Source organism: Paucibacter sp. M5-1, from assembly GCF_027498415.2.
Classification (GTDB): domain Bacteria; phylum Pseudomonadota; class Gammaproteobacteria; order Burkholderiales; family Burkholderiaceae_C; genus Roseateles_E.
The window spans coordinates 2,569,735-2,587,456 of sequence record NZ_JAPZLM020000001.1 but is presented as its reverse complement, the minus strand read 5'-3'; the positions used below and the strand labels follow the sequence as shown (position 1 = coordinate 2,587,456).

General features: G+C 69.1%; 18 protein-coding genes. 13 read left to right on the top strand and 5 right to left on the bottom strand.

Annotated features, from left to right (window positions below):
- Window positions 1-28 precede the first annotated feature (28 nt).
- The 3 genes from O5M90_RS12150 to O5M90_RS12140 all read right to left on the bottom strand — a co-directional run bounded on the left by O5M90_RS12150 (window position 29) and on the right by O5M90_RS12140 (window position 2,494).
- Window positions 29-1,369, bottom strand: coding sequence for an ATP-binding protein (locus O5M90_RS12150; RefSeq protein WP_269841255.1), 1,341 nt, complete (start codon window positions 1,367-1,369; stop codon window positions 29-31).
- 36 nt (window positions 1,370-1,405) lie between these two features.
- Entirely contained in the window at window positions 1,406-1,822 is a 417-nt protein-coding gene (locus O5M90_RS12145) for an organic hydroperoxide resistance protein (protein ID WP_269841254.1), read from the bottom strand.
- A gap of 219 nt (window positions 1,823-2,041) precedes the next feature.
- The gene (locus O5M90_RS12140) at window positions 2,042-2,494 is read right to left on the bottom strand and encodes a hypothetical protein (protein WP_269841253.1); all 453 of its coding nucleotides are present in this window, start codon (window positions 2,492-2,494) and stop codon (window positions 2,042-2,044) included.
- A gap of 188 nt (window positions 2,495-2,682) precedes the next feature.
- On the opposite strand from O5M90_RS12140, the gene O5M90_RS12135 reads away from it, so the two are divergent.
- Complete coding sequence (locus O5M90_RS12135) at window positions 2,683-3,717, top strand: S66 family peptidase (RefSeq protein WP_269841252.1); 1,035 nt, start codon at window positions 2,683-2,685, stop codon at window positions 3,715-3,717.
- On the opposite strand, the gene O5M90_RS12130 is transcribed toward O5M90_RS12135, so the two are convergent.
- Complete coding sequence (locus O5M90_RS12130; protein ID WP_269841251.1) at window positions 3,674-4,171, bottom strand: helix-turn-helix domain-containing protein; 498 nt, start codon at window positions 4,169-4,171, stop codon at window positions 3,674-3,676. The two genes, O5M90_RS12135 and O5M90_RS12130, sit on opposite strands and share 44 nt — an antisense overlap.
- Before the next feature lie 100 nt (window positions 4,172-4,271).
- Between O5M90_RS12130 and O5M90_RS12125 the strand changes: the two genes are divergently transcribed.
- The 5 genes from O5M90_RS12125 (at window position 4,272) to O5M90_RS12105 (ending at window position 9,526) form a co-directional block, all read left to right on the top strand.
- On the top strand, window positions 4,272-4,760 hold the full coding sequence (locus O5M90_RS12125) for a DUF2938 domain-containing protein (protein WP_269841250.1): 489 nt from the start codon (window positions 4,272-4,274) through the stop codon (window positions 4,758-4,760).
- A gap of 86 nt (window positions 4,761-4,846) precedes the next feature.
- Window positions 4,847-5,074, top strand: a complete 228-nt coding sequence (locus O5M90_RS12120) for a DUF2798 domain-containing protein (protein WP_262970236.1) — start codon at window positions 4,847-4,849, stop codon at window positions 5,072-5,074.
- A gap of 107 nt (window positions 5,075-5,181) precedes the next feature.
- Window positions 5,182-5,775: an ECF-type sigma factor gene (locus tag O5M90_RS12115; RefSeq protein WP_137943610.1), complete on the top strand. Its 594-nt coding sequence runs from the start codon at window positions 5,182-5,184 to the stop codon at window positions 5,773-5,775.
- Window positions 5,775-8,453, top strand: a complete 2,679-nt coding sequence (locus O5M90_RS12110; protein ID WP_440402047.1) for a protein kinase domain-containing protein — start codon at window positions 5,775-5,777, stop codon at window positions 8,451-8,453. The genes O5M90_RS12115 and O5M90_RS12110 overlap by 1 nt, the downstream gene beginning before the upstream one ends.
- A 92-nt stretch (window positions 8,454-8,545) precedes the next feature.
- Entirely contained in the window at window positions 8,546-9,526 is a 981-nt protein-coding gene (locus O5M90_RS12105) for a PEP-CTERM sorting domain-containing protein (RefSeq protein WP_269841247.1), read from the top strand.
- A 4-nt stretch (window positions 9,527-9,530) separates the two neighbouring features.
- Here the strand turns inward: O5M90_RS12105 and O5M90_RS12100 are convergent, their stop codons facing one another.
- Window positions 9,531-10,841 carry an MFS transporter gene (locus O5M90_RS12100; protein WP_269841246.1) on the bottom strand — a complete coding sequence of 437 codons (1,311 nt, stop codon included), beginning with the start codon at window positions 10,839-10,841 and terminating at the stop codon, window positions 9,531-9,533.
- 105 nt (window positions 10,842-10,946) lie between these two features.
- On the opposite strand from O5M90_RS12100, the gene cyoA reads away from it, so the two are divergent.
- From cyoA to O5M90_RS12065, 7 genes are read left to right on the top strand one after another with little or no spacing between them, the layout of a single operon-like run.
- Window positions 10,947-12,008, top strand: a complete 1,062-nt coding sequence (cyoA, locus tag O5M90_RS12095; protein WP_262970231.1) for a ubiquinol oxidase subunit II — start codon at window positions 10,947-10,949, stop codon at window positions 12,006-12,008.
- A gap of 31 nt (window positions 12,009-12,039) precedes the next feature.
- Window positions 12,040-14,031, top strand: coding sequence for a cytochrome o ubiquinol oxidase subunit I (gene cyoB, locus O5M90_RS12090; RefSeq protein WP_137943615.1), 1,992 nt, complete (start codon window positions 12,040-12,042; stop codon window positions 14,029-14,031).
- A gap of 14 nt (window positions 14,032-14,045) precedes the next feature.
- A complete protein-coding gene (gene cyoC, locus O5M90_RS12085; RefSeq protein WP_137943616.1) occupies window positions 14,046-14,669 on the top strand; it encodes a cytochrome o ubiquinol oxidase subunit III in 624 nt (207 codons plus the stop codon).
- A complete protein-coding gene (gene cyoD / locus O5M90_RS12080) occupies window positions 14,666-15,058 on the top strand; it encodes a cytochrome o ubiquinol oxidase subunit IV (protein WP_137943617.1) in 393 nt (130 codons plus the stop codon). Before cyoC ends, cyoD begins: the two co-directional genes overlap by 4 nt.
- 45 nt (window positions 15,059-15,103) lie before the next feature.
- Window positions 15,104-15,850, top strand: coding sequence for an SURF1 family protein (locus tag O5M90_RS12075; protein ID WP_269841244.1), 747 nt, complete (start codon window positions 15,104-15,106; stop codon window positions 15,848-15,850).
- Window positions 15,810-17,180 carry an ATP-binding protein gene (locus O5M90_RS12070; protein ID WP_440402043.1) on the top strand — a complete coding sequence of 457 codons (1,371 nt, stop codon included), beginning with the start codon at window positions 15,810-15,812 and terminating at the stop codon, window positions 17,178-17,180. The genes O5M90_RS12075 and O5M90_RS12070 overlap by 41 nt, the downstream gene beginning before the upstream one ends.
- Window positions 17,177-17,719: a response regulator transcription factor gene (locus O5M90_RS12065; RefSeq protein WP_137943620.1), complete on the top strand. Its 543-nt coding sequence runs from the start codon at window positions 17,177-17,179 to the stop codon at window positions 17,717-17,719. Before O5M90_RS12070 ends, O5M90_RS12065 begins: the two co-directional genes overlap by 4 nt.
- Window positions 17,720-17,722: the final 3 nt, after the last annotated feature.

The window sequence follows — 17,722 nt, the reverse complement described above, 5'->3', positions numbered from 1 at the left end:
CTTGCGTTGCGGTGTCGTGGGGCGCTTGCTAGAGGCTCAGCGTGAGGCGTGCTTCGAGGCCGCCACCGGGGCGATTGATCAGCGCCAGCCGCGCCCCCATCGCCATGGCCAGCTGATTCGCGATCGCCAGGCCCAGGCCGGTACCGCCGGTGCTGCGGTTGCGCGAACCCTCCAGCCGGTAGAAGGGCTGCAGCACCGCGTCGAGCTGCTCGGCCGGTATCCCCGGGCCATCGTCCAGCACCGCGATGACCAGGCCCTGCGGTTCCGTGCGCACCTGCACCCGGACCTCGCGGCCGAACTTCAGCGCGTTGTCGATCAGATTCATCAGGATGCGGCGAAGCGCGTGCGGCCGTGTCAGCACAGGCTCGCCGACCCGCCCTTCCAGCTGCACCGCCTGGCCGCTGTCCTCGTAGTCGGCGCTCATGCTGGCCAGCAGCGCGTCGATGTCCAGGCGCCGTGGTGTCTCGGTGTCGCCATGCAGGGTGCGTGCATAGCTGACGCCCTCCCTGACGAGCGCGTCCATCGACTCCAGGTCCTGGCGGAACTTCTCCCGGTCGGTCTCGTCGCCCAGCATGTCGGCGCGCAAGCGCATCCGCGTGATGGGCGTCTGCAGATCATGCGAGATGGCCGCGAGGATCTCGACCCGCTCGTTCGTGTAGAGAGTGATGCGGCGCTGCATCGCGTTGAATGCGCGTGCGGCCCGAGCCACCTCGCTGGGCCCGGCCTCGTCCAGCGTCAGGCCTTTGAGGTCCGGGCCCAGCGCATCGGCCGCCGCCGCCAGCTGCTGCAGCGGGCGCGTGATCAGCCGCACGGCGAGCCAGGCGCAGCCGGCCAGCACCACCAGCTGCAAGGCCAGCGCCCACAGCACCCAGGCAGAGATGGGCCGCTCGACGCGCCGGGCATGCACGATCAGATCGCTGCCGTCGCTCAGCCGGACTTGCAACTGCAGGCTCTGATGCAGCTCGGGCGCTTGCACGACCTCGATCACCGGGAACGGCTGCACCGCCTCGGTGATCGCTGTGGCAAAACTGCGCATCGATGCCGAGGCAGGCGCGGCACCCTGCACTGTGCCGGTGAGAGCAAAGCGGTAGTTGGGGCGTTCGAGCCGGTCCAGCCAGTCGGCGCGCTCGGCGGCCGGCAGCCGGTTCAAGACCGCCACCGAACTGGCGATGTCCAGTTCGATGCCGGTCATCATCAGCGCGCGCATCGCCAGGTCGCGCTCGTAGCGGATCGACGCGAAGGCCAGCAGCTGCGTGATCGCCAGCCCGATGACGATGATCAGCGCGACGCGCGCGAACAGCGTGCCCGGCACCCAGCGGCGCCAGCCGCTGGCGCTCGGGATGCCGGGTGGGTCAGTGCGGGTCTGCATGCCAGGTCCTTTGCGGCCGCGCCACCGGGTACGAGCTCACACCAGTTCGGTCGCGACGTCGATATTGCCACGCAAGGCCTTGGAGTACGGGCAGGTCTGGTGGGCGGCATCGATCAAGGCCTGGGCCGCGTCGCGCGGCAGGCCGGGCAGGCTGACCTGCAGGCGCGCCTGCAGGAAGAAGCCGCCCTCACCGGTGCCGAGATCAATCTCGGCCGTCACCGCCACATCGCCGGGCAGGTTCACGTTGAGCTGCCGTGCCGCGTGGCCCATGGCGCCGATAAAGCAGGCCGACCAGCCGGCACCGAGCAATTGCTCGGGATTCGTGCCGGGGCCGCTGCTGCCGGGGCGGGACAGCCGGACATCCAGGCGGCCGTCGGCACTGCGCGCCGCGCCCTCGCGGCCGCCGGTGGTGTGGGTGCGGCCGGTGTAGATGACTTGATCGATCTTGGACATGAGAATGCTCCTGAACTGAGGTGGAGCCTGCATTGTTTGGGCGCGGCCGCCCTTTTGCGCCGTTCTCGTGTGCCTGTGTAGCGCTTGTGGCAGGGCCCTACAGTACGTTACACAAGTCATCAAAGCGAAGACGTTCCAGGGTCAGGTCTTGCTGCTCGGCGCTCGAAACAGCGAGAAGTCTTTGCGGGTCAGACCATGCCTCTTGCTATCCCGCCGCGGTTAAGCCTCCCCGCTCTTGTGAAAGAGGTCCTTGATGATGGCCACGCCCGCTTTGCGCGGGTGCGCCAGGACTTGCACGGCTTGCCCGATTTCAAGCGCGAGCACCTGCCGGGTTTGATGAACCGGCTGCCAGGAGCGATGGCTGCTGCCGTTGAGTTCATACGAGAAGTCAATGCGCCCCCGGTCTTTCGCGAGCTGGATCTGCGTGATGCGCCCGGTGGACGGAACACCGCTGCGAAACAGTGCCAGCACACGCAGACAGCGCCACATGAGGAGGCCGGCACACACCAAGGCAAGAGGCAAGCCGACCTCCATCAGCAGCGTCCATTGGGAGCCGGCGACCGGAAAGACATGCGGGTACAGCGCCGCAATCACAAGAATCATCGGCAGGCCGATCGCGGCAAAGAGTGCCGGCCAGTCGGTGTTCACGATGCCAAGGAGGCTGGGGCGCATGGTGGTGGTGCCTGGGGTTTGAGAGGGGCCGCGTCGCGGGCCGCGAGCCCGGTGGACGCGTGCGTGCCGCCGATTGGATGCAAGCATGGGCCTTCCGTCAATCATCCCTGTGGGGGGCTCGGTCCTGGCGGCCTACATGCCACACTGTGCATGGCAAAACCTGACCCCGCTCTTGCTATCCTGCCACGATGCTGAACTTCCCCGCCCCGCTTCGCCCCGGTGACCTGATCGCCGTTACCGCGCCTTCGTCGGGCGTGCCCGCGCCGCTGCATGCGCGGCTGGATCTGGTGATCGAGCATCTGCGGGCGCAGGGCTATCGGGTGGTCGAGGGGGCGTGTCTGCGCGCCGAGCACAAGGACGCCAGCGCGCCAGCGGCCGAGCGTGCGGCCGAGCTGATGCGCTTTCTGACCGACCCCACCGTCGCGGCGGTGCTGCCGCCCTGGGGCGGCGAGCTGGCCACCGAGCTGCTGGACCGGCTGGACTTCGAGGCGCTGCGCGGGCTGCCGCCGAAGTGGCTGCTGGGCTTCTCGGACCTGAGCACGCTGCAGCTGCCGCTGGCCCTGTGCAGCGGCTGGGCCTCGGCCCATGGCGCCAATCTGATGGACCTGGTGCCCAGCCAGACCGACCCGCTGACCACCCAGGTGATGGCGGTGCTGGCGGCCGACTGGCGCGAGCCGGTGCTGCAGCGGCCGGGCCCGACCTACCAGGGCAGCTGGGGCGATTTCGCGACCCGGCCCGATGTGCCGCTGCTGCTCAGCGAGCCTGTGGCCTGGCAGCGGCTGGACGGCGGTACGGCGCCGCTGAGCCTGCAGGGCCATCTGATCGGCGGCTGCATCGACACCATCGCCTGGCTGGCCGGCACGCGTTATGGCGCGGTGCCGGACTTCATCCGCGCGTGCGGCACAGCGGGCACGCTGCTGTATCTGGAGAACTGCGAGCTGAACCCGCCGACGCTGGCTCGCGCGCTGTGGAGCCTGCGCCGCCACGGCTGGTTCGACGGCCTGGCCGGTCTGCTGATCGGTCGCAACAGCGGACCCGAAGCCGCCCAGGCCGACGCCCTCTCATACCGGGATGCGCTGGACTCGGTGCTGGGCGAGCTGGCCTGCCCGGTGTTGATCGACCTGGACATCGGCCACAAGATGCCGCAGTTCACGCTGATCAATGGCGCGCTGGCGAGCGTCAGTTTCGCGGACGGGCACGGCGCGCTGGTGCAGCGGCGCTAGACCCGGCGCCCGGCACGGCGCCGGTCTCTTTTCGCGCGGCGGCGCGCAGCCCCTGGCGCTGGCGCTCCAGCGCGCCGGATGCGGCCGCTTTCAGCAGGCCCTGGAAGGTCGGGCATTGCGCGTGGCTGGGCGCGCTGCAGGCGGCGGCGTGCCTCAGGCCGCGGCTGATGGCCCGCAGCTGCCGGATGGTCTGGTCGATATCGTCCGCCTTGGCCGCGAGCAGCTCGCGATCGATGCGGGGCTGGCCGCTCGGGGACAGCATGGCGCCGATCTCGTCCAGCGACAGCCCGCCCGCCTGCCCCAGCGCGATCAGCGCCAGCTGGTCCAGCACCGCGGGCGCGAAGCGCCGCCGCGCGCCTTCCGGCCCCAGCGAAGCGATCAGCCCGCGCTTCTCGTAGTAGCGCAGCGTGGAGGCGGCCAGGCCCGAGCGTTTGGCGACTTCAGAGATGTCCATGCGTTTTGAGTCCAGGCAATCGCCGCTTGACTTGAAGTTGACTTCAACTTCTATCCTGAGCACAAGTCGCCATCAAGTCAACCGCAAAGGCATCCCTCGCATGACATCGCTCCAGGACATTTCTCGCGTCGCCCTCATCGGCGTTGGCGCCACCCTTGTGATGGACGGTTGGCTTTGGCTGCTGCGCCGCCTGGGTGTGCCGACGCTGAACTTCGCGCTGATCGGGCGCTGGGTCGGGCATCTGCCGCGCGGCCGCCTCCGCCATGCGCCGATCGGCGCCGCCGCGGCTGTGCCCGGGGAGCTGGCGCTGGGCTGGCTGCTGCACTACGGGACCGGCATCGTGTTTGCGGCCCTGCTGGTGAGCCTGCAGGGCCTGGGCTGGGCCCGGCAGCCCACGCTCGCGCCGGCGCTGGCCTGGGGGGCGGCGACCGTGCTTGCACCGCTGTTCGTGATGCAGCCGGCCATGGGCGCGGGCATTGCATCGTCGAAGACGCCGACACCGTTGAAAAATTGCCTGCGCAGCCTGGCCAATCATCTGGTCTTCGGCCTGGGGCTTTATCTGTCGGCCGCCGTGCTGAGCCGCCTCTGATCCTGCCGGCCGACGCTGAGATGCATTCACCACATCCCTTCCGGGCCCCTGGCGGGTCCGTCTTCCAACTGAAACCGGAGATTTCCATGATTCCCAAGAAGTACGCCCCCCTGCTGTTCGGTCTGATCCTGTCCGGCCTGATGTCGCTGCTGGTCTCGGGCATCGCGACTTGGCGCTCCCTCGGCCTGTCGCCCGACTTCGCCAGCCTGTGGATCGCCGCCTGGCTGACCGCCTGGCTGGTGGCCTTTCCCGCCGTGCTGCTGGTCGCGCCGCTGGCGAGGAAGGCGGTCGAGCGCATGACGACCAGAGCCTGAGGGGCTCGCGGCCGGGCCGCACGGTTTTCTGCGCGCCTGTCGATCCCCAAGTTAGGCGCTTGGGCCCGCAGGGTCCGGCCCGGGCTTGATGTGATACTGAGCCCAGCATGGACCGCCCGCCGCCCCCCGAGTCGCTGACCGCCCTCCTGCGCGCCGCCCATGGCGGCGACCGGGTCGCCGCCGACCGGGCTTTTGCCGAGCTCTATCCGGACCTGCTGCGCATCGCCCGCGCGCGTCTGCGCAGCAGCCACCGGCCCGACACCCTGCTCGACACCCAGGCCCTGGTGCACGAGAGCTTTTTGCACTTCGTCCAGGGCGCCCGTCTGGCGATAGCGGACCGCAAGCATTTCTTCGCCTACGCCGCCAAGACCATGCGCCACATCGTCATCGACTTCGCCCGCCACCGCAACGCGGCCCGGCGCGGCGGTGGTGGGCAAGACCTGACCCTCGATACCCAGCGCGCGGCCGATCTGGGCGCGGGGCAGGGTGCCGATGCCGCCGCCGTGCTCGATGTCGAGCGCGCGCTGAACGAGCTGGAGCTGCTCGATGCCAAGCTGGCCCAGGTGGTCGAGATGCGTTATTTCGGCGGCTGCACCGATGCCGAGATCGCGCTGGCCATGGACATCAGCGACCGCAGTGTGCGCCGCTACTGGGACAAGGCGCGCGCCTTCATGCGGCTGCGGCTGCAGGGCGATGCCTGATGCGCGCGCCGGTCGACGCCGCCGCCTGGGCCCGGATCTCGCAAGGCTTCGACGAGGCGCTGGACCTGGCACCGGCGCAGCGCGCGGCCTGGCTGGCGGCGCTGGAGGCCAGCGAGCCCGAGATCGGCGCCGCGCTGCGCCGCCTGCTCGCCGCCCACGAGCAGGCCGATGACGGCCGGCTGGCGGCCGCGCCCCCGGGCCTGGTGGCCCAGGCCCTGGTTCAGCGGGCCGGGGCGGCGCTGCTGCCGGGCGCGATGGTCGGCTGCTACCGGCTGATCGAGCCGCTGGGCCAGGGCGGCATGGCCAGCGTCTGGCTGGCCGAGCAGACCGAGCATGTGCTGCGCCGTGTCGCGCTGAAGCTGCCGCATCGCGGCCTGGGTCTGGAGACCGACGAGACGGCGGCCCGACGCTTCATCCAGGAGCGCGATCTGCTGGCGGGGCTGGAGCACCCGCATATCGCGCGCCTGTATGACGCCGGCTTCGCCGCCGACGGCCAGCCCTATCTGGCGATGGAGTGGGTGCCGGGGCAGACGATCACGCGCTATGCCGATCAGCAGCGCCTGGATCTGGCGGCGCGGCTGCGGCTGTTTCTGCAGGTGCTCGGCGCGGTCGGCCATGCGCATGCGGCCCTGGTCATCCACCGCGACCTGAAGCCGTCCAACATCCTGGTGACGCCCGATGGCCAGGTCAAGCTGCTGGACTTCGGCATCGCCCATCTGCTGGGCGCGGCCCTGCCGCTGGACGGGCACTCGTTCACGCCCGATGCGGCCGCGCCCGAGCAACTGGCCGGGCGCAGCCTGGGCACCGCCTCGGATATCTACTCGCTGGGCGTCGTGCTCTACGAGCTGCTGAGCGGCCGGCGGCCCTACCGGCTGCCGGCCGGCTCGGCCGAGGCGATGGCGGCGGCGCTGGCGGGCTTGAGCATCAGGCCGCCGAGCAGCTGGCGCCGCGCGCTGGCCGGTGATCTGGACGCGCTGGTGACGTGCTGCCTGAGCCAGGATCCGGCCGCTCGCTATGCCAGCGTCGAGGCCCTGGCCAAGGACATCGAGCGTCACCTGGCCCGCGAGCCGCTGGCGGTGCGCGGCCGCTCGGCGGCCTATCTGCTGGGGCGCTTTCTGAGCCGCTACCGCTGGTGGGTGGCCGGCGGCGGCCTGGTGTTCGCCTCGCTGGCCGGCGGCTTGGGGCTGAGCCTGTGGCAGATGCAGCGGGCCGAGCTGCAGCGCACGGTGGCCGAGCGGGCGGCGGCGCGCGAGGAGGCGTTGCGCTACCAGCTGATCGGCCTGTTCCGCAGCGCGATTGCCGATCCCGCTGCGGCGTCGGCGGCCGGCCCGCTGACCGCCAAGGCCATGCTGGACCGCAGCGCCGCCCGGGTGATTGCCGAGTATCGCGACGACCCGCAACGCGCCGGCAAGCTGACCATCACGCTGGCAGATCTGTACGGCGCGCTGGGCGATGTCGAGGGCCAGCTGCCGTTGCTCGAAGGCTTTCTGGCGGCGGCCGGGCCGCAGGCCGATGCGCAAGACCTGGCCCTGGTACGGCAGAAGCTGGCCAATATCGAGCTGCTGCGCGGCCGCGTGGCGGCGGCTGCGGCGCTGCTGGCCCAGGCCGAAGCCTTCTGGGCGACCGCGCCGGCCGCCCATCGCGAGCCGCTGCTGGAGGGCCTGCTGATACGCGGCAGCCTGCAGCGGGCCCAGGGCGACCTGGCGGGCTCGCTGGCGACCTTTCGCAGCGCCATCGCCCAGCGCCAGGCGCTCTCGGGCGAGCGGCACCGCGAGACGGCCCTGCTTTACAACTCGATGGCCATCACGCTGACGGCGGCCAACCGGCTCGACGAGGCGCTGGCCGCCTACCGCCGCACGCTGGCCATCTTCGAGCAGCTGGGCCGCGCCGAGGACCTGGACGCGCTGGTGATACGCGGCAATACCGGCACCTTGGCGCTGCGCCTGGGGCGGCTGGCCGAGGCCGAGCCGGTGCTGAAGAGCGCCTTCGAGGCTCAGCGCCGGCGCGGCGGCGATTCGGCGGCGGTGGCGGCCGCGATGGGCATGTATGGCGCGGCGCTGAGCCAGCGCGAGCGCTGGGGCGAGGCCTTGCCGGTGCTGCGCGAGGCCCTGGCCCTGGCCGAGCGCTTTGCCGGCCCGGCCAGCCCGCTGGCGCTGCGCGGCCGGCTGTTCCTGGCCGAGGCCCAGCTGGGCTCGGGCGATCTCGCCGGGGCCACCGCCAGCCTTGACGCGGCCCAGGCTCGGCTGGCCGAGCGTCTGGGGGCAGGTCATCTGCTGGCCCGGCGCCTGGGCCTGCTGCGCGCCCGGCTGGCGGCGCAGCGCGGCGACCCCGCCGGCGCCCAGCGGCAGTACGAGGCCTTGCTGGCGCCGCTGGAGGCGCTGGGCGCGCCGGCGCTGACCGCGCTGGCCGAGGCCCGGCTGGGCCTGGGCGAAGCCTTGCTGGCCCAGGACCGGGCGCCGGAGGCGGTGGCGCCGCTGCGCGCCGCGCTGGCGCTGCGCGAGCAACTGCTGTGGGCGCAGTCCTGGGAGCTGGCCCTGGCCCGTCTGCGCCTGGGCCAGGCGCTGCAGCGCAGCGGCGGCCCCGGCGTCGGGGAGGCCGCCGCACTGCTGAGCGAGGGCCGGGCCGGCCTGCTGGCCCAGCTGGGTCCGGCGCACAGCCTGACCCGCCCGACCCCCTAGCTTGTGGGTGAGCGGTCCGTCCGGCTCGGGCCGCGATTTGCGTATGCCCCGTGACAAGCCTTCTTGCTTGTCTTCACCCATGGGAGCCATTCATGAAACCATCACTGTCAAAGCCGCTGCTGTCGCTGGGGCTCGTCGTCCTGGCCGGCCAGGCCGCCGCGCAGCAGCAAGTGCTGTCGGTCGGCCAGGCACCGGGAACGCCGGGCTATACCTATACCTACGGGGGGCTGCCCTACAGCAGCAGCACCCGCTACAACCCTCAGCCCGGCAAGGTGCTGCAGATGAGCTGGACCAAGGACGCGACCAACACCACCGGTCTGGTCTCGGCCGAGCTGGGCCGCTTGCGCGTGGCCGAGTTTGGCTCGGGCCGGGCCTATGCGACGGATGGCAGCCTGTTCGGCATCGGCGGCAATCTGCGCCAGGCCTCCTTCGAGGACACGCTGAGCCTGGAGGGCGCGGGGCTCAATGCGAACACGGTGATGCGCATCGACTATCACTTCGGGGGCCGGGCCGGCGGGCGCATCGAGACCAATACAGAGTATGGCAACCGGCTGGACATCCTGGCCGAGCTGGCGATGGTCGTCGGCCCTCACGGCCTGCTGGTCACCGAGCGTACCTGGGCCACCCAGGATGTGCTGGCCGGCGGCCAGACGCGCAGCACGCTGGCCAGCAGCGGCATCTTCGATGTCAGCGCCACCGGTTTCAGCATGAGGCTGGGCCCGAAGCCGCAGTTCGGGAACTATCAGTTCGATGTGGAATGGCGTCTGGCGCTGCGGTCGCAGTGCCTGTTCACGCTGTCGGCGCTGCCCCCGAATCTGCCGGCGCCGTCGGGGGGCTGCAGCTATAGCGCCGACTACGGCAATACCGCCAGCTTCATGGGCCTGAGCCTCTACGACGGTGTCAGCGGTGCGCTGCTCGACCCGGCCAGCTACTACCTGCGCTCGGGCAGCGGCTTTGACTATGGCGAGGGCTTCGGCAACACGGCGCCGGTGCCCGAGCCGCAGAGCTGGGCCCTGCTGGCCCTGGGCCTCACCCTGCTGGGCTGGCGCCGGGCGCGCCAGGCAGCGGGCTGATGAGTCAGTCGCGGGCGTTGCGCAACCGGTTGGCGCGCAGCGCCAGCAGCGTGCAGGCCACGCCCGACAGCAGATAGAGCGTGACGGCAGCAAGGCCGAAGCGGGCCGACAGGCCCAGCGCCACCAGCGGCGCGAAGGCGGCGCCGATCAGCCAGGCCAGATCGGCCGTCAGCGCGGCGCCGGTGTAGCGCATGCGCGGCAGGAAGTTGGCCGTCACCGCGCCGGCCGCCTGGCCATAGCTCAGCCCCAGCAGCACGAAGCCGAGCAGGATGAAGGCATCCTGGCCCGCCCGGCCGCCATCCAGCAGCAGCGGCGCGAACAGGCTGAACACGCCGATGGCCGTTGCCAGCATGCCCAGGGTGCGGCGCCGGCCGATGCGGTCGGCCAGCAGGCCCGACAGCGGCATCGCGCCAGCCGCCAGCAGCGCACCGATCACCTGCACGACCAGCACCTCGCCGACCGGACGTTCCGAGAACAGCATGATCCAGGACAGCGGGAACACCGTGACAATGTGGAACAGCGCATAGCTGGCCAGCGCGGCAAAGGCGCCGATCAGCACATTGCTGCCCTGGCTGCGCAGCAACTCGCCGACATCGCAGGGCTCCAGCTCCTTGGCATCGAGCTCGCGCTCGTACTCATGGGTGACCACCAGGCGCAGCCGCGCGAACAGCGCCACCACATTGATCGCGAAGGCGGCGAAGAAGGGGAAGCGCCAACCCCAGTCCAGGAAGTCGTGCTCGGACATGCTGCCCCAGAGGTAGGCAAACAGTCCGCAGGCGATCAGAAAGCCCAGCGGCGCGCCGAGCTGGCCCAGCATCGCATACCAGCCGCGGCGGTTTTCCGGCGCGTTCAGCGCCAGCAGCGAGGGCAGGCCGTCCCAGGATCCGCCCAGGGCCAGGCCCTGGCCGATGCGGAACAGCGCCAGCAGCGCGATCGCGCCCAGGCCCAGGCTGTGATAGCCGGGCAGCAGGGCCATGCCGGCGGTCGAGCAGCCCAGCAGGAACAGCGCCGAGGCCAGCTTGGCGCTGCGGCCCCAGCGGCGCTGGATGGCCATGCCGGCCACCGTGCCTATCGGCCGCACCACAAAGGCAAAGGCGAACAGCGCGAAGGCGTACAGCGTGCCCTCCAGCCGGTCGGCGAAGGGGAAGAACACCGCCGGGAAGACCAGCACCGAGGCGATGCCGTAGACAAAGAAGTCGAAATACTCGGAGGCCCGGCCGATCACGACGCCGACCGCGATATCGCCGGGCGCCAGGCTGTGCTCGGGCTCGGTGCCCTGGATGCCGGGATGGGTGAGGGTGTTACTGCTGGCCATGTCTCGCTTGCCTTGGACAAAATGTCCTATCGTTGATTTGGGTCAATCAAGATACATTTCCGACCGATGCGCAACTAGCGTTTTCCCGCCGGTCTGGTATTCCCGATGTCCCCAAAACCTTTAGTCGACACCACCTTAGCACGACTGGGCCTGCTGGCCCTGGCCCTGCCGCTGGGCGCCTGCAATATGGTGGTGATGAAACCCTCGGGCGATATCGCCCAGCAGCAGGCGCAGCTGATCGTCACCTCGACGATATTGATGCTGATCATCATCGTGCCGGTGATCGCGCTGACCCTGCTGTTCGCCTGGCGCTATCGCCAGAACAACAAGTCCGCCACCTACAGCCCCGACTGGGACCACTCGACCCGGCTGGAGCTGGTGATCTGGGGCGCGCCGCTCTTGATCATCATCGCGCTGGGCGCGATCACCTGGATCAGCACCCACAAGCTCGACCCCTACCGCCCGCTGGACCGCATCGCCGAAGGCCGGCCGGTGCCGCAGGGCCAGGCGCCGCTGGTGGTCGAGGTCGTGGCGCTGGACTGGAAGTGGCTGTTCCTCTACCCCGAGCAGGGCATCGCGACGGTCAATGAGCTGGCCGCGCCGGTGGACCGGCCGATCCAGTTCAAGATCACCGCGTCCACGGTGATGAACTCCTTCTACATCCCGGCGCTGGCCGGCCAGATCTATGCGATGCCCGGCATGCAGACCATGCTGCATGCGGTGATCAACAAGCCCGGTGCGTTCGAGGGCTTCTCGGCCAATTTCAGCGGCGATGGCTTCTCGCACATGCGCTTCAAGTTCCACGGCCTGTCCGAGGCGGGCTTCGAGCAGTGGGTGCAGAAGAACAAGGCCGAGGGTCAGGCCTTGACCCGCGCCGACTATCTGCAGCTGGAGCAGCCCAGCGCGCGCGAGCCGGTGCGCCGCTATGCGACGGTGGCCCCGGGCCTGTACGACGCGATCCTGAACCGCTGCGTCGACGGCAGCAAGATGTGCATGGCCCAGATGATGGCGATCGACGCCGCCGGCGGCCTGGGCAAGGGCAGCATTGACGGCCTGTCGAGCAAGACCTGGCGCACTGGCGACGGGATTGCCGAGCGCAGCTATGTGGCCGCGCTGTGCACACCCGAGAACGCCGGCGACTTCAGCCTCGCGCGCAGCCAGCCCTGACGCGAACCGGATACAGAGCGAGACCCTCTCCATGCAAGATTTCAACACGCTCCTGTTCGGCCGCCTCGGCCCGGATGCGATTCCCCATGACCCCATCATCTGGGCCACTTTCGCGATGGTGTTGCTGGGCGGCACGGCGCTGCTGGCCGTGATGACCAAGTACCGGGTCTGGGGCCCGCTGTGGCGCGACTGGATCACCAGCATCGACCACAAGAAGATCGGCATCATGTATATGGTGCTGGGCATCGTGATGCTGCTGCGCGGCTTTGCCGATGCGCTGATGATGCGCGCCCACCAGGCCATGGCCTTTGGCGACAACGCCGGCTTCCTGCCGCCGCACCACTACGACCAGATCTTCACGGCGCACGGCGTGATCATGATCTTTTTCGTCGCGATGCCGCTGGTGACCGGCTTCATGAACTACCTCATCCCGCTGCAGATCGGTGCGCGCGACGTGGCCTTCCCCTTCCTGAACAACTTCAGCTTCTGGATGACCACCAGCGGCGCGGTGCTGATGATGATCTCGCTGTTCGTCGGCGAGTTCGCGCGCACCGGCTGGCTGGCTTATCCGCCGCTGTCGGGCATTCTGCAAAGCCCCGGCGTCGGGGTGGACTACTACATCTGGTCCCTGCAGATCGCTGGCGTCGGCACCTCGCTATCGGGCATCAACCTGATCGCCACCATCATCAAGATGCGGGCGCCTGGCATGACGATGATGAAGATGCCGGTGTTCACCTGGACCTCGCTGTGCACCAATGTGCTGATCGTCGCCGCCTTCCCGGTGCTGACGGCCGTGCTGGTGCTCTTGAGCCTGGACCGCTACGTCGGCACCAACTTCTTCACCAACGATCTTGGCGGCAACGCCATGATGTATGTGAACCTGATCTGGATCTGGGGCCACCCCGAGGTCTACATCCTGATACTGCCGGTGTTCGGCATCTTCTCGGAGGTGGTCTCCACCTTCAGCCGCAAGAAGCTGTTCGGCTACGCCTCGATGGTCTACGCGACGGTGGTGATCACCATCCTGTCCTACCTCGTGTGGCTGCACCACTTCTTCACGATGGGCTCGGGGGCCAGCGTCAACAGCTTCTTCGGCATCACGACGATGATCATCTCGATCCCGACCGGGGCCAAGATCTTCAACTGGCTGTTCACGATGTACCGCGGCCGCATCGAGTTCGAGGTGCCTATGCTGTGGACCATAGGCTTTATGGTGACCTTTGTGATCGGTGGCATGACGGGTGTGCTGCTGGCCGTGCCGCCGGCCGACTTCGTGCTGCACAACAGCTTGTTCCTGATCGCCCACTTCCACAACGTCATCATCGGCGGCGTGCTGTTCGGCCTGTTCGCCGGCATCAGCTTCTGGTTCCCCAAGGCCTTCGGCTACAAGCTCGACCCGTTCTGGGGCAAGACCTCGTTCTGGCTCTGGCTGGTCGGCTTCTGGATGGCCTTCATGCCGCTGTATGTGCTGGGCCTGATGGGCGTGACCCGCCGCATGAGCCACTTCGAAGACACCTCGCTGCAGATCTGGTTCCAGATCGCCGCCTTCGGTGCGGTGCTGATCGCGCTGGGCATCGCGGCCTTCCTGATCCAGCTGGTGGTCAGCTATATGCGCCGCGAGCAGCTGCGCGACCACACGGGCGATCCCTGGGGTGGCCGCACGCTGGAGTGGTCGACCTCGTCGCCGCCGCCGGACTACAACTTCGCCTTCACGCCGGTCGTGCATGAGCTCGACGCCTGGCACGATATGAAGCAGCGCGGCGCGCAGCGCCCGACCGCCGGCTTCAAGGCCATCCACATGCCCAAGAACACGGCCGCCGGCTTCGTGATCGCGGCGCTGTGCACGGTGTTCGGCTTCGCGATGGTCTGGCATATGTGGCTGGTGGCCGGTCTCAGCTTCGCGCTGACCGTGATCGCCTCCATCGTCCACACCTTCAACTACAAGCGCGACTTCTACATCCCCGCCGATGCGGTGACGCGCAGCGAAGACGCCCGCACAAAGGCCCTGGCGGCCCTGGCCTGAGAGCGACCCTGACCATGCAAACCTCTCCCACGCTCACCGCCGGCGGCGCGCCGGTGTTCTACGACAACGGCGATCACCATCCGCAGCAAGGCACGCTGCTGGGCTTCTGGCTCTATCTGATGAGCGACTGCCTGATCTTCGCGGTGCTGTTCGCGGTTTATGCGGTGCTGGGCCGCAGCTATGCGGCCGGCCCCTCGGGCGCCGATCTGTTCGACCTGCAACTGGTCGCGGTCAATACCGCGATGCTGCTGTTCTCGTCCATCACCTACGGCCTGGCGATGATCGCGATGCAGCACGGCCGCAAGCAGGGCGTGCTGGCCTGGCTGGCGATCACCGGCCTGTTCGGCCTGGCCTTTCTGGGCCTGGAACTCTATGAGTTCCACCACCTGATCGCCCAGGGTGCGACGCCGCAGCGCAGCGCCTTCCTGTCGGCCTTCTTCACGCTGGTCGGCACCCACGGCCTGCACGTCACCTTCGGCATCATCTGGCTGATCGTGCTGATGGTGCAGGTCAACAAGCTGGGCCTGACGGTCGAGAACAAGCGTCGCCTGATGTGCCTGTCGATGTTCTGGCACTTCCTGGACGTGGTCTGGATCGGCGTCTTCACCTTTGTCTATCTGATGGGAGTGCTGCCATGAGTCAGCAACACGGCGACCACCACCACGACGATCACCACGGCGACCATCACGATGACGGCGCCGCCTATCACGCCACCGTCAAAGGCTATGTGATCGGCTTCCTGCTGTCGGTGGTGCTGACGGCCATCCCCTTCTGGCTGGTGATGGGCAAGGTGCTGCCCTCGTCGAGCCTGACGGCCTTCGTGATCCTCGGCTTCGCGGCCGTGCAGATCGTTGTCCACATGATCTACTTCCTGCACATGAATGCCAAGATCGAGGGCGGCTGGTCGATGCTGGCGCTGATCTTCACCATCGTGCTGGTCGTCATCATGCTGGCCGGTTCGATCTGGGTGATGTTCCACCTGAACGAGAACATGATGCCCGTGCACGATATGCGCAACATGCCCTGATCCGTGACGGCATCCGCTCCTCGGCCGCGCCGGCGCGGCGCCCTCGTGGCGCTGTTGCTGCTCGCGGCTTTGTTGTTTGCAGGCCTGCTGGCCCTGGGCGTCTGGCAGCTGCAGCGCCTGGCCTGGAAGCAGGACCTGATCGCGCGCGTCGAGCAGCGCCTGAGCGCCGCGCCGGTGGCCGCGCCCTCGCCTGACGGCAAGGCCTGGCCCTCGCTGAACCGCGCCGAGCATGAATACCGCCGCCTGCGCGTGCAGGGCCGCTTCGACCATGGCCGCGAGGTCCAGGTCTGGGCCAGCACCGCGCTGGGCAGCGGCTACTGGGTGCTGACGCCGCTGTGGGTCGATGCAGAGCAGGCCGCCGGAGCGGGCTTCTGGCTGCTGGTCAACCGCGGCTTTGTGCCGCCCGAGCAGCGCGATCCGGCCGGCCGCGAGCAGCCGCCCGGCCCGCAGCAGATCACCGGCCTGCTGCGCCTGAGCGAACCAGGCGGCAGCCTGCTGCGCCGCAACGACGCGGCCGCGGGCCGCTGGTACTCGCGCGATGTCGCGGCCATTGCCGCCGCCCAGGGCCTGTCCGGCCCGGTCGCGCCCTATTTCATCGACGCCGGTGCCGACGACCCCGCCGCCACCATGGCCTGGCCCCGGCCCGGCCTGACCGTGCTGCAGTTCAGCAACAATCACTTCGTCTACGCGCTGACCTGGTTTGCGCTGGCGGCCATGGTGGCCGGCGCGGCCGTCTTGCTGTGGCGCCACCATGCCGCTGGAGAACCGACGCTTGTCCCCCACCGAGACTGAAGCCAGGCCCGCACCCCCCGCAGAGGTTGGCCAGGCCCCCGAGCACCAGGCCGGCCGCAACAATCTGCTGCAGCTGGTGCAGCTGCGCTGGCTGGCCGTGGCCGGCCAGCTGGCCACGATCTTGTGCGTGCACTTCGCGCTGGATGTGCAGCTGCCGCTGCTGGAGATGCTGACCCTGCTGGCGGCGCTGGCGCTGTTCAATGTCGCGAGCTGGCTGCGCAGCCGGGTCGCGACCGGCGTCGGCAGCCGGGTGCTGAACGGCGAGCTGTTCGCCGGCCTGCTGGTCGACGTGGGCGTGCTCAGCGGCCAGCTGTTCTACAGTGGCGGCATCACCAATCCCTTCATCTTCCTGTTCCTGCTGCAGGTGGCGGTCGGCGCGGTGCTGCTGCGGCCCCGCTATATCTGGGCCATGGTGGCGCTGACCAGCCTGTGCTTCATCGCGCTGACCCAGTGGCACCGGCCGCTGCGCCTGCCCGATCTGAGCATTCCGGCGCTGTCGACGCACTATGTCGGTGGCCTCTTGCTGTGCTTCGCGCTGAACGCGGCCCTGCTGGTGATCTTCATCACCCGCATCGGCCGCAATCTGCGCCAGCGCGATGCCCGGCTGGCCGATCTGCGCCAGCGCGCGGCCGAGGAGGAGCACATCGTGCGCATGGGCCTGCTGGCCTCGGGCGCGGCCCATGAGCTGGGCACGCCGCTGGCCACCTTGTCGGTGATCCTGGGCGACTGGTCGCGCATGGCGCCGTTTGCCGGCGACCCCGAGCTGCGCGAGGAGATCGAGGAGATGCAGGTGCAGCTCAAGCGCTGCAAGACCATTGTCAGCGGCATCCTGCTGTCGGCCGGCGAGGCGCGCGGCGAGGCGCCGATCGAGCGCGGCCTGCACGACTTCCTCGACGAGCTGGTGGCCGAGTGGCGCAGCACCCGACCGGGCCAGCAGCTGCACTACGAGCGCGAGGGCCTGCCCGATCTGCCCATCATCTCCGACTTCGCGCTCAAGCAGATGGTCGGCAATGTGCTGGACAACGCGCTGGAGGCCGCGCCGCAGGCGCCGCTGCGCCTGCTGGCCTTCTGCGAGGACGAGACCCTGGTGCTGCGCGTGCTGGACCGGGGGCCAGGTTTTGCCCCGGCGATGCTGGAGCGTTTCGGCAAGCCCTACCAGTCCAGCAAGGGCAAGCCCGGTGGCGGGCTGGGGCTGTTCCTGTCGGTCAACGTGGCCCGCACGCTGGGCGGGCGCATCGAGGCGCGCAACCGCCCCGACGGCGGCGCCGAGGTCAGCATGCGGCTGCCGCTGGCCGCGCTGAGTCCGCATCAGAAAGAGCATGACGAATGAGTCACGACGACGAACGCCTGCTGCTGATCGTCGAGGACGACGACGCCTTCGCCCGCACCCTGCTGCGCTCCTTTGAGCGGCGCGGCTACCGCGTGCTGCGCGCCACCCAGCTCGGCGAGGTCCAGGCCTTGCTGGGCACGCACAACCCCGGCTATGCGGTGGTCGACCTGAAGCTCGCCGGCGGCGACTCGGGCCTGGCCTGTGTGCAGACCCTGCATGCCCACGACGAGCAGATGCTGATCGTCGTGCTGACCGGCTATGCCAGCATCGCCACCGCCGTCGAAGCCATCAAGCTCGGCGCCCGTCACTACCTGGCCAAACCCGCCAACACCGACGACATCGAAGCCGCCTTCGCCCGCGCCCAGGGCGACGCCGAGGTCGAGCTGACCGAGCGCACCACCTCGATCAAGACCCTGGAGTGGGAACACATCCACGAAACCCTGGCCGCCACCGGCTTCAACATCTCCGAGACCGCGCGGCGCCTGGGCATGCACCGGCGCACGCTGGCGAGGAAGCTGGAGAAGCAGCGGGTGAAGTAGGGG

Coding starts and splice junctions, on each gene's coding strand:
- O5M90_RS12145 (WP_269841254.1), bottom strand. CDS start 1,822: ATGTCCAAGATCGATCAAGTCATCTACACCGGCCGCACCCACACCACC.
- O5M90_RS12115 (WP_137943610.1), top strand. CDS start 5,182: ATGGACCGCCCGCCGCCCCCCGAGTCGCTGACCGCCCTCCTGCGCGCC.
- O5M90_RS12135 (WP_269841252.1), top strand. CDS start 2,683: ATGCTGAACTTCCCCGCCCCGCTTCGCCCCGGTGACCTGATCGCCGTT.
- O5M90_RS12100 (WP_269841246.1), bottom strand. CDS start 10,841: ATGGCCAGCAGTAACACCCTCACCCATCCCGGCATCCAGGGCACCGAG.
- O5M90_RS12065 (WP_137943620.1), top strand. CDS start 17,177: ATGAGTCACGACGACGAACGCCTGCTGCTGATCGTCGAGGACGACGAC.
- O5M90_RS12120 (WP_262970236.1), top strand. CDS start 4,847: ATGATTCCCAAGAAGTACGCCCCCCTGCTGTTCGGTCTGATCCTGTCC.
- cyoD (WP_137943617.1), top strand. CDS start 14,666: ATGAGTCAGCAACACGGCGACCACCACCACGACGATCACCACGGCGAC.
- cyoC (WP_137943616.1), top strand. CDS start 14,046: ATGCAAACCTCTCCCACGCTCACCGCCGGCGGCGCGCCGGTGTTCTAC.
- O5M90_RS12105 (WP_269841247.1), top strand. CDS start 8,546: ATGAAACCATCACTGTCAAAGCCGCTGCTGTCGCTGGGGCTCGTCGTC.
- O5M90_RS12070 (WP_440402043.1), top strand. CDS start 15,810: ATGCCGCTGGAGAACCGACGCTTGTCCCCCACCGAGACTGAAGCCAGG.
- O5M90_RS12130 (WP_269841251.1), bottom strand. CDS start 4,171: ATGGACATCTCTGAAGTCGCCAAACGCTCGGGCCTGGCCGCCTCCACG.
- O5M90_RS12125 (WP_269841250.1), top strand. CDS start 4,272: ATGACATCGCTCCAGGACATTTCTCGCGTCGCCCTCATCGGCGTTGGC.
- cyoA (WP_262970231.1), top strand. CDS start 10,947: ATGTCCCCAAAACCTTTAGTCGACACCACCTTAGCACGACTGGGCCTG.
- cyoB (WP_137943615.1), top strand. CDS start 12,040: ATGCAAGATTTCAACACGCTCCTGTTCGGCCGCCTCGGCCCGGATGCG.
- O5M90_RS12150 (WP_269841255.1), bottom strand. CDS start 1,369: ATGCAGACCCGCACTGACCCACCCGGCATCCCGAGCGCCAGCGGCTGG.
- O5M90_RS12110 (WP_440402047.1), top strand. CDS start 5,775: ATGCGCGCGCCGGTCGACGCCGCCGCCTGGGCCCGGATCTCGCAAGGC.
- O5M90_RS12140 (WP_269841253.1), bottom strand. CDS start 2,494: ATGCGCCCCAGCCTCCTTGGCATCGTGAACACCGACTGGCCGGCACTC.